Here is a 10,094-nt window from a genome sequence, read left to right on the forward strand (position 1 = left end):
GGCTCTTCCGGATTGAGGGTGTAGACGGCCTGGCGCGGTGGTGAGCGAGGTGCCGGCGTGTCAGCGTCCAGATAGGGGTCGAGGTCTTCCGATGATGGGGGTTCTCACGCCACCCACCGGGAAGACCTCGACGTGCCTGACGCTACCTTCGCCCGCCCTGATCTGACCACGTTCGCTCGTCTGGACGAGCTCGGCTTGGAGGTCGTCGGCCAGCGCATCGAGCCTGGTCGGGCGGTCCTGGCCTGCAGGGTCGTCGAACCGGACAGCTGGTGCCGGCGGTGCGGGTGCGAGGGCGTCGCGCGGGACACCGTCACGCGCGAGCTCGCTCACGAGCCTTTGGGGTGGCGTCCCACGACGCTGGAGGTGAGGGTGCGTCGGTACCGGTGCACGGGCTGCGGGCACGTGTGGCGTCAGGACACGACCGCCGCGGCCGAGCCGCGCGCTCGGCTCTCCCGCCGCGGGTTGCGGTGGGCGCTGGAAGGGATCGTGTGCCAGCACTTGAGTGTCGCTCGTGTCGCCGAGGGGCTGGGGGTCTCGTGGAACACCGCCAACGCCGCGGTCCTGACCGAAGGACGCCGCGTCCTCATCGATGATCCGACCCGGTTCGACGGCGTCAGCGCCATCGGTGTCGACGAGCATGTCTGGCGCCACACCCGCCGCGGCGACAGGTTCGTGACCGTGATCATCGACCTCACCGCTGTTCGCGAGGGGACCGGCCCGTCCCGGCTGCTGGACATGGTCGAGGGCCGCTCGAAACACGCCTTCAAGCAGTGGCTCGCGGGCCGGCCGCAGGACTGGCGCGACGGGGTCGAGATCGTCGCGATGGACGGCTTCACCGGGTTCAAGACCGCCGCCGCCGAAGAGCTGCCCGACGCGGTCGCCATCATGGATCCTTTTCACGTGGTCCGCCTCGCTGGCGACGCGCTCGATGACTGCCGGCGCCGTGTCCAGCAGGACACCTGCGGGCACCGGGGCCGCAAGGGCGATCCGCTCTACGCCGCCCGCCGGACCCTGCACACCGGCGCCGACCTGCTCACCGAGAAGCAGTCCCAGCGCCTGGAGGGCCTGTTCGACGGCGACACCCACGTAGCGGTCGAGGCCGCCTGGGCCGTCTACCAGCGCATGATCGCCGCCTACCGCGTCCCCGACCGCGCACATGGTCGCCAGCTCATGGCCCAGCTCATCGCCTCCGTCAGCTCCACCGTGCCAGCCGCCCTGACCGAGCTGCGCAAGCTGGGCAGGACCCTGAAGCGCCGCGCCGCCGACGTGCTCGCCTACTTCGACCGGCCCGGCACGTCCAACGGCCCCACCGAGGCCATGAACGGCAGGCTCGAGCACCTGCGCGGCTCGGCCCTCGGCTTCCGCAACCTGACCAATTACATCGCCCGATCACTACTCGAGACGGGCGGATTCCGACCCCAACTACACCCTCGAATGTGAAGAGCCGGTGATCCGCGCGCTCGCCGACCCGACCAGACGCGCCGTCGTCGAGCGCCTTGCGAGCTCGCCCGCCGTCGTGTCCGAGCTCGCCGCCCCCTTCGACATGTCGCTGCCCTCGTTCATGCAGCACCTCGGCATCCTCGAGAGCGCGGGCGTCGTCGCCACGGAGAAGCAGGGCCGCGTCCGCACGGTCAGCCTCCGCCCCGGCGGGCTCGACGTCCTCCACCTCTGGCTCGGCGAGCAGCGCACACCCGCCGAGCACCGGGCCGACCGGCTCGGCATCCACCTCGTGCGCACCCACCAGGACAGGAGCACGCCATGACTCGCGTCCGAGTCGACCTCAACATCTCCCTCGACGGATTCGCCACCACCACCGACCAGACGCCGGAGAAGCCGTTCGGCGAGGACTGGGAGCGACTGACCGCCGCCTACGTCGCCACCCGGACGATGCGCCGGAAGGTCCTCGGGATCACCGATGGCTCCGGCACCACGGGCGTGGACGAGGACTTCGCCGCCCGCTACTTCGAGGGGATCGGCGCCGAGATCATGGGCGCCGGCATGTTCGGGCTGCACGCCCACCCCGACGACCCCGACTGGACGGGCTGGTGGGGCGACACTCCCCCGTTCGGCTGCCCGGTCCATGTCCTCACGCACACCCCACGTGCCCCGATCGAGATGAACGGCGGGACCACGTTCCACTTCCTCGACGCCTCGCCGCAGGAGGCGCTCGAGGTCGCGGCCGCCGACGCCCGCGGCAAGGACGTGCGGGTCGGCGGCGGCGCACGCACCGTCCACGACTTCCTCACCGCGGGCCTCGTCGACGACCTGCACCTCGCCGTCGTGCCGATCGTCCTCGGCCGCGGGTTCCGGATCTGGGACGACCTGCGCGGCCTGGAGAACGACCACCGGGTCGCCTCGGTCGCCGCGCCCAGCGGCACCACCCACCTCACCTTCACGCGATAAGGAGCACCACCATGTCGACGACGACAGGCCGCACGATCGCCCACGCCGGCTTCACCCTCGTGCGGGACTACCCGGTCCCGGTCGAGAGCACGTGGGCCGCGTTCGCGGACGGCGAGCAGAAGAGGCAGTGGTTCGGCGACAGCGACGACTGGAGCACCGGCGAGTGGCGCCACGACTTCCGGGTCGGCGGCCGGGACGTCGCGGAGGGGACCTTCCACGACGGCCCGCACTCGAGGTACGAGGCCGAGTACACGAGCATCGTCGAGCACGTCCGCATCGTCACCACCTACAACATGTGGATCGACGGACGGCACATCTCCACCTCGGTGGCGACCATCGAGCTGGAGCCGACCGCGAACGGGACCCGCCTCACGCACACCGAGCACGGCGCCCACCTCGACGGGTTCGACACCGGCGCGCAGCGCGAGACCGGGACCGACGAGCTGCTCGACCGCCTCGCCGCGTTCCTCGCCCCGGGTCAGGACACCTCGGTGAGCGTCCCGTCCTCGACCGAGTAGACGAAGCCGCGCACGCTGTTGACGTGCACGTCGCCCCCTCACTCGCTAGGCAGACATCCACACGCCCCAGGCGGAACCGCGCTCACCCCCCAGATCGGGTTCCGCTCACTCCCCGCGGCCGAGGGCGCGGGCGACCGCGCGGCGCGCGTCGGAGGCGGCCGGCACGAACCGCGCCCCCTCGACCACGTCGAGGGCGGCCGTGGTGGCGACGCCGGTGACCACGAGCGCGCCGACGATCTCGGCCGCGGGGACCCCGGCGGCGAACGCCGCGGTGGCGACGGCGGCGAGCCCGAAGCCGACCACCACGATCCCCACCCCGCGCAGCGTCCCGAGCGCGTCGGCCGAGGCGGACTCGGAGGCACCGACCGCGTCGAGCGCGGCGCGGACGTCGGCCGGAAGTGCGTCGCGGTCCGGCTCGGCGGCACCGGACCCGGCACCAGCGCCGGACCCGCGGACCGCCCGGGGACGGGCCGCCTGCAGCGCCTCGTCGTCGACGGGGTCGAGGGTGTCCGCGACGGCGTCCTCCCCCGGCTCCGGCTCGTGGTCGCGTCCCTCGTGCACGACGTGCGCGTCGACGCGCATCACCTCGTCGTCCACGGCCGGCGGCGCGAGCGCCTCGGCGAGCGAGGTCGTCAGCTCGTGCCGCGCCCGACGCTCCTCACGGACGGCGCGCGAGGCCGGGACCGCGGTGGCGGCAGCGGCCGCGCCGAGCATGATGAGCGGGGCCGCGGCCACGAGGGCGAGGCTGCGGTGGACGAGCGTCAGCGCCACCGCGGCTCCGGCGAGCAGGACGACGAGCGGGACGAGCCGCGCGTGCAGGTGCGCGTTGGCGTCGCGGACCGCGCGCACGGAGTGGGCGCCGAGGCGCGAGACCGCGGCCGGGTGCTCCGCGTGGTTCTCGACGACCCCGGTGAGGAGCTGGTTCGCGTACCGGCGGGCGACCCGGTCGGACAGCGTGTGGTCGAGCCAGCGCGCCACGCCGATGAGCGCGATCGCGCCGAGCCCGACGAGGACGGTGCCCGCGAACGCCCGCGTCGAACCGGCGTCGGCCAGGTCGGTCACGACGGGGGCGACGAGGACGAGCGCGCCCGCCGAGAGGAGGCCCGCGGCGAGAAGCCCGAGCAGGTGGAGCATCCGGGACCCGGCGAACACGCCCGGCAGCGACGCCTTCGACCGTGCGTCACGCACGCCGTCCGACGCCTGCGACCGGTCGGTCCGCACGACCTCCGCCCGCGCATCCGGGCGCGTGACGGCGCGATCGCGGAACGGCACGAGGTCGGCCCGCTCGTCGTCGTGCCCGTGGTTCTCGTGCCCGTGGTCCTCGTCCTCGACGGGAGCGGCAGGCGTGGCAGCCACCGGGTCGGCGGTCGCCGAGGTGGCGCCCACGGGGCGCGCCGCCACCGGGATGGGGGCGGTCGCGGGCTCCTCCTCGACGGTGCGCAGGGGTCGCGTACCGGCGTCCGACGGCGCATACCGGGCAGCGATGCGGGCGGCCGCGGAACGGGTCGGGCGTGCGGGGGAATCGGTCATGGCTCTGCGTCCTCACGGCTGCCGGGCATCTCCCGGCTCTGGCTCGAGGTTAGGCACCCGGCCGGACCGCGAGGGTGAGTCCGCGGTGACAGCGTTCTCACGAGAGTCCCCGACGACGACGCCGCACCGTCCAGCGGGGACCGCCCGGCGGGACCGACCGCTGCCCGGGCCACCCGAACCTGCACCGCCGTCACCCCCGCACCGCCCCGGGCTACTCGAGGATCGCGCCGCGCGAGGCGGACTGGACGAGCTTCTGGTACTTGCCGAGCACACCCGTGGTGAAGCGCGGGGCGACGGGCTCCCAGGAGGCGCGGCGGCGCTCGAGCTCGTCGTCGTCGACCAGGAGGTCGAGGGTGCCGGTGCCGACGTCGAGGCGGATCCGGTCGCCGTTCTCGACGAACGCGATCGGCCCGCCGTCGGAGGCCTCGGGCGCGACGTGCCCGACGCACAGGCCCGTGGTCCCGCCGGAGAACCGGCCGTCGGTCATGAGCAGGACGGACTTGCCGAGGCCGGCGCCCTTGATCGCGCCGGTGATGGCGAGCATCTCGCGCATGCCGGGGCCGCCCTTGGGCCCCTCGTACCGGATGACGACGACGTCGCCGTCCGTGATCGTGCCGTCCGCGAGGGCGTCCATCGCGTGCCGCTCCCGCTCGAACACGCGCGCGGTGCCCTCGAAGACGTCGGACTCGAAGCCGGCGGACTTGACGACCGCACCCTCCGGGGCGAGCGAGCCGTGGAGGATCGTGATTCCGCCGCGCTTGGCGATCGGGTCGTTCATGTAGTGGATGATCTTGCCGTCCGGGTCCGGGGGCGAGAGCTCCTCGAGGTTCTCGGCGATCGTCTTCCCGGTGACCGTCATGCAGTCCCGGTTGAGCATGCCGGCCTCGTCGAGCGCCTTGAGGACGACGGGCACGCCGCCGACCTTGTCGATGTCGTTCATGACGTACTTCCCGAACGGCTTGACGTCGCCGAGGTGCGGGACGTTGGCGCTCATCCGCTCGAAGTCGGCGAGGGTGAGGTCGACGTCGGCCTCGTGCGCGATGGCGAGCAGGTGGAGCACGGCGTTGGTCGAGCCGCCGAAGGCCATGACCACGGCGATCGCGTTCTCGAACGCCTCCTTGGTCATGATGTCCCGCGCGGTGATCCCCTGCCGGAGCAGCTCGACGACGGCCTCACCCGCGGCGAACGCAGAGGTGTCGCGGCGGCGGTCGACGGCGGGCGGCGCAGCCGAGCCCGGGAGGGACATGCCCATGGCCTCGGCCACCGACGCCATGGTGTTGGCCGTGTAGAAACCGCCGCAGGCACCCTCGCCCGGGCAGATCGCCTTCTCGATGGCCGTGACGTCCTCGCGGGACATGAGGCCGCGCGCGCAGGCGCCGACCGCCTCGTACGCGTCGATGATCGTCACCTCGCGCTCCTCGCCGGTGGAGAGGCGGGCGTAGCCGGGCATGATCGAGCCGGCGTAGACGTACACGCTGGCGAGGTCGAGACGCGCGGCGGCCATGAGCATGCCGGGCTCGGACTTGTCGCAGCCGGCGAGCAGGACCGAGCCGTCGAGGCGTTCGGCCATCATCACGGTCTCGACCGAGTCGGCGATGACGTCGCGCGAGACGAGTGAGTAGTGCATGCCCTCGTGGCCCATCGAGATGCCGTCGGACACGGAGATCGTGCCGAACTCGAGGGGGTAGCCCCCGTTCGCGTGGACGCCCTCCTTCGCCTTCTTCGCGAGGCGGTCGAGAGACAGGTTGCAGGGGGTGATCTCGTTCCACGAGCTGGCCACCCCGATCTGGGGCTTGGCGAAGTCGTCGTCGCCGAGACCGACGGCGCGCAGCATGCCGCGCGCGGCGGTGGCCTCGATGCCGTCCGTGACCTGACGTGAGCGTGGCTTGATGTCGGGCGTGGCGTCGGTGCTCATGCTCGCGAGTCTAGGACCCGGGACACCAAGGGCGCGGGCCGGCGCCGTCGCCAGAGTGCGCTTCACGTACCAGGGACGGACCTGGCGCCGTCCCGGGGGCCGAGCTATCCGGACACGGCCCTCACGGGGTTCGTCAGCGACCCGAGACCGCCCACCGACACCGTCACCGAGTCGCCGTCGACAAGCGGGCCGACTCCGGCGGGAGTCCCCGTCATGAGGATGTCCCCGCGTTCAAGTCCCATGAATCGACTGACGTACTCGATGAGGAATGAGATGTCGAAGATGAGGTCGCGAGTCCGGCCACTCTGCCTCGTCTCACCCGACACGGTGCAGCTGACCTCGATGTCGGACGGATCCAGGTCGGTGTCGATCCACGGACCGACGGGGCAGAACGTGTCAAAGCCCTTTCCTCTTGTCCATTGGCCGCCCGGATCGGACTTCTGGATGTCGCGCGCGGTGACGTCGTTGCCGCACGTGTAACCACCTACGTAGGAGAGAGCGTCCGTCGCCGATACCTGAAACGCATCGGAACCCATCACGACGACGAGCTCTGCCTCGTGATCGACCCGCGAGGATTCCGGCGGGAGATTGATCGTGGCGCCCGGACCGATCACGGTGGAAGGCGGCTTGAGGAACAGGAGCGGCGCGGTCGGCACATCGTTGCCGAGCTCCTCGGCGTGCGCACGGTAGTTGCGCCCGACGCAGACGACGGCACGGGGGTGGACCGGGGCGAGCAGAGGAACGCCGTCGAGATCTCCCACCGACCGTCCGGTCGCCTCCAGGTCGACGAACGGGGTACCGGTTGCGGCACGCACGGTCTCACCGTCAACTATTCCCCATGCCGGCCGACCGGAGTCGACATATCGAACGATGCGCATGCTGTCCTCTCCGTCGATGCAGATGACCCGGGTACGCGAAAGGCCCCCACCGGTGTGGTGGGGGCCTTTCGGTAATGGTGTGTACGGCGGTGTCCTACTCTCCCGCACGGTCTCCCGTGAAGTACCATCGGCGCTGAGGGGCTTAGCTTCCGGGTTCGGAATGGGACCGGGCGTTTCCCCCTCGCTATTGCCGCCGTAACCTGGCGGAACCAATCATCCAATTATCAACCCCAACAAACCAGCCTTCCCCCGATCGGGGTGGCCTGGTCTGGGGGTGGGTGGTTCCAGAACCGTACAGTGGACGCGCAATGTTGATGTGTTGTGCTCATTGTTCTCAACAGCCACCACACACAGTTCGTGTGGGGTGTGGTGTTGGAAGTTGTCGGCCAATTAGTACCGGTCAGCTTCACGACTTTCGCCGCTTCCACATCCGGCCTATCAACCCCATGGTCTATAGGGGGCCTTCCCACCAAAGGTGGTGGAAACCTCATCTTGAAGCAGGCTTCCCGCTTAGATGCTTTCAGCGGTTATCCCTCCCGAACGTAGCCAACCAGCCATGCTCCTGGCGGAACAACTGGCACACCAGAGGTTCGTCCGTCCCGGTCCTCTCGTACTAGGGACAGCCCTTCTCAAGTTTCCTGCGCGCGCAGCGGATAGGGACCGAACTGTCTCACGACGTTCTAAACCCAGCTCGCGTACCGCTTTAATGGGCGAACAGCCCAACCCTTGGGACCTACTCCAGCCCCAGGATGCGACGAGCCGACATCGAGGTGCCAAACCATGCCGTCGATATGGACTCTTGGGCAAGATCAGCCTGTTATCCCCGGGGTACCTTTTATCCGTTGAGCGACGGCGCTTCCACAAGCCACCGCCGGGTCACTAGTTCCGACTTTCGTCCCTGCTCGACATGTCTGTCTCGCAGTCAAGCTCCCTTGTGCACTTGCACTCAACACCTGATTGCCAACCAGGCTGAGGGAACCTTTGAGCGCCTCCGTTACTCTTTAGGAGGCAACCGCCCCAGTTAAACTACCCACCAGGCAATGTCCCTGATCCGGATCACGGACCGAGGTTAGACGCTAGTAACGACCAGAGTGGTATTTCAACGATGACTCCACACACACTGGCGTGCATGCTTCACAGTCTCCCACCTATCCTACACAAGCCGTAACCAACACCAATACCAAGCTATAGTAAAGGTCCCGGGGTCTTTCCGTCCTGCTGCGCGTAACGAGCATCTTTACTCGTAATGCAATTTCGCCGAGTTCATGGTCGAGACAGCGGAGAAGTCGTTACGCCATTCGTGCAGGTCGGAACTTACCCGACAAGGAATTTCGCTACCTTAGGATGGTTATAGTTACCACCGCCGTTTACTGGGGCTTAAATTCTGAGCTTCACCCCAAAGGGTTGACCCGTCCTCTTAACCTTCCAGCACCGGGCAGGCGTCAGTCCGTATACATCGTCTTGCGACTTCGCACGGACCTGTGTTTTTAGTAAACAGTCGCTTCTCCCTGGTCTCTGCGGCCCGCCAGGCTCACACCCGCAAGTGGTGATCACCCATAGGGCCCCCCTTCTCCCGAAGTTACGGGGGCATTTTGCCGAGTTCCTTAACCATGATTATCTCGATCGCCTTAGTATTCTCTACCTGACCACCTGAGTCGGTTTAGGGTACGGGCGGCTAGTCCCTCGCGTCGAGGCTTTTCTTGGCAGCAGAGGATCACCACTTTCCACCATACGGTGTCATCATCCGGCCTGAGGCAATATGAGACACGGATTTACCTGTGTCTCGCCCTGCACCCTTGAACGATCCAAGCCATTAGGATCGCGCGGCTACCTTCCTGCGTCACCCCTGTTAATACGCTTACCTACTACCGGATCGGGTCCCACGCGCCCCACCATCTCGCCCCGAAGGGCAATGACGGTGGTTTGGGTGGTTAGCATCACCGGACTCGGTATGGGCGGTCCTTCGCCGGTCACGGGAATATCAACCCGTTGTCCATCGACTACGCCTGTCGGCCTCGCCTTAGGTCCCGACTAACCCAGGGCGGATTAACCTGGCCCTGGAACCCTTGGTCATTCGGCGGACGGGGTTCTCACCCGTCATTCGCTACTCATGCCTGCATTCTCACTCGCGTAGGATCCACCACTGGGTCACCCCGCAGCTTCACCTCCCACGCGACGCTCCCCTACCCACCACAACCCCTGAACCAAGGCTAGGGACATGCTGTGGTGCCACGGCTTCGGCGGTGTGCTTGAGCCCCGCTACATTGTCGGCGCGGAATCACTTGACCAGTGAGCTATTACGCACTCTTTCAAGGATGGCTGCTTCTAAGCCAACCTCCTGGTTGTCACTGCAACTCCACATCCTTTCCCACTTAGCACACGCTTAGGGGCCTTAGCCGATGATCTGGGCTGTTTCCCTCTCGACTACGAAGCTTATCCCCCGCAGTCTCACTGCCACGCTCACACTTACCGGCATTCGGAGTTTGGCTGACGTCAGTAACCTTGTAGGGCCCATCGGCCATCCAGTAGCTCTACCTCCGGCAAGAAGCACGCAACGCTGCACCTAAATGCATTTCGGGGAGAACCAGCTATCACGAAGTTTGATTGGCCTTTCACCCCTACCCACAGGTCATCCCCTCAGTTTTCAACCTAAGTGGGTTCGGTCCTCCACACGCTCTTACACGTGCTTCAACCTGCCCATGGGTAGATCACTTCGCTTCGGGTCTAGAACGCGCGACTAATGCGCCCTGTTCGGACTCGCTTTCGCTACGGCTTCCCCACACGGGTTAACCTCGCCACACGCCACTAACTCGCAGGCTCATTCTTCAAAAGGCACGCCGTCACCCCAAC

The 10,094-nt window shown here is 67.8% G+C and carries 7 protein-coding genes and 2 rRNA genes; 4 read left to right on the top strand and 5 right to left on the bottom strand.

Annotation, left to right across the window (positions count from 1 at the left end; genetic code table 11):
* Positions 1–132 precede the first annotated feature (132 nt).
* From ACPYO6_RS16705 to ACPYO6_RS16720, 4 genes are read left to right on the top strand one after another with little or no spacing between them, the layout of a single operon-like run.
* Positions 133–1,440: an ISL3 family transposase gene (locus ACPYO6_RS16705; protein WP_425713489.1), complete on the top strand. Its 1,308-nt coding sequence runs from the start codon at positions 133–135 to the stop codon at positions 1,438–1,440.
* A gap of 7 nt (positions 1,441–1,447) precedes the next feature.
* On the top strand, positions 1,448–1,762 hold the full coding sequence (locus ACPYO6_RS16710; protein ID WP_425715924.1) for an ArsR/SmtB family transcription factor: 315 nt from the start codon (positions 1,448–1,450) through the stop codon (positions 1,760–1,762).
* On the top strand, positions 1,759–2,403 hold the full coding sequence (locus ACPYO6_RS16715) for a dihydrofolate reductase family protein (RefSeq protein ID WP_425715925.1): 645 nt from the start codon (positions 1,759–1,761) through the stop codon (positions 2,401–2,403). Before ACPYO6_RS16710 ends, ACPYO6_RS16715 begins: the two co-directional genes overlap by 4 nt.
* A gap of 11 nt (positions 2,404–2,414) precedes the next feature.
* Positions 2,415–2,921: an SRPBCC domain-containing protein gene (locus tag ACPYO6_RS16720; RefSeq protein ID WP_425715926.1), complete on the top strand. Its 507-nt coding sequence runs from the start codon at positions 2,415–2,417 to the stop codon at positions 2,919–2,921.
* 105 nt (positions 2,922–3,026) lie between these two features.
* Here ACPYO6_RS16720 and ACPYO6_RS16725 read toward each other — a convergent pair whose 3' ends face one another.
* From ACPYO6_RS16725 to ACPYO6_RS16745, 5 genes are all read right to left on the bottom strand, one after another.
* Positions 3,027–4,451: a hypothetical protein gene (locus tag ACPYO6_RS16725; RefSeq protein ID WP_425715927.1), complete on the bottom strand. Its 1,425-nt coding sequence runs from the start codon at positions 4,449–4,451 to the stop codon at positions 3,027–3,029.
* 211 nt (positions 4,452–4,662) lie between these two features.
* Positions 4,663–6,366: a dihydroxy-acid dehydratase gene (gene ilvD / locus ACPYO6_RS16730; protein WP_425715928.1), complete on the bottom strand. Its 1,704-nt coding sequence runs from the start codon at positions 6,364–6,366 to the stop codon at positions 4,663–4,665.
* 104 nt (positions 6,367–6,470) lie between these two features.
* The gene (locus tag ACPYO6_RS16735) at positions 6,471–7,244 is read right to left on the bottom strand and encodes a fumarylacetoacetate hydrolase family protein (RefSeq protein ID WP_425715929.1); all 774 of its coding nucleotides are present in this window, start codon (positions 7,242–7,244) and stop codon (positions 6,471–6,473) included.
* A gap of 81 nt (positions 7,245–7,325) precedes the next feature.
* Positions 7,326–7,442 (bottom strand): 5S ribosomal RNA (rrf, locus tag ACPYO6_RS16740).
* Positions 7,443–7,613: 171 nt separating this feature from the next.
* Positions 7,614–10,094: ribosomal RNA gene (locus ACPYO6_RS16745) — 23S ribosomal RNA — on the bottom strand; the annotation flags it as partial.

Origin of the sequence: Georgenia sp. Z1344, from assembly GCF_049856295.1 — a bacterium.
In the GTDB taxonomy this organism is placed as follows: domain Bacteria; phylum Actinomycetota; class Actinomycetes; order Actinomycetales; family Actinomycetaceae; genus JB111.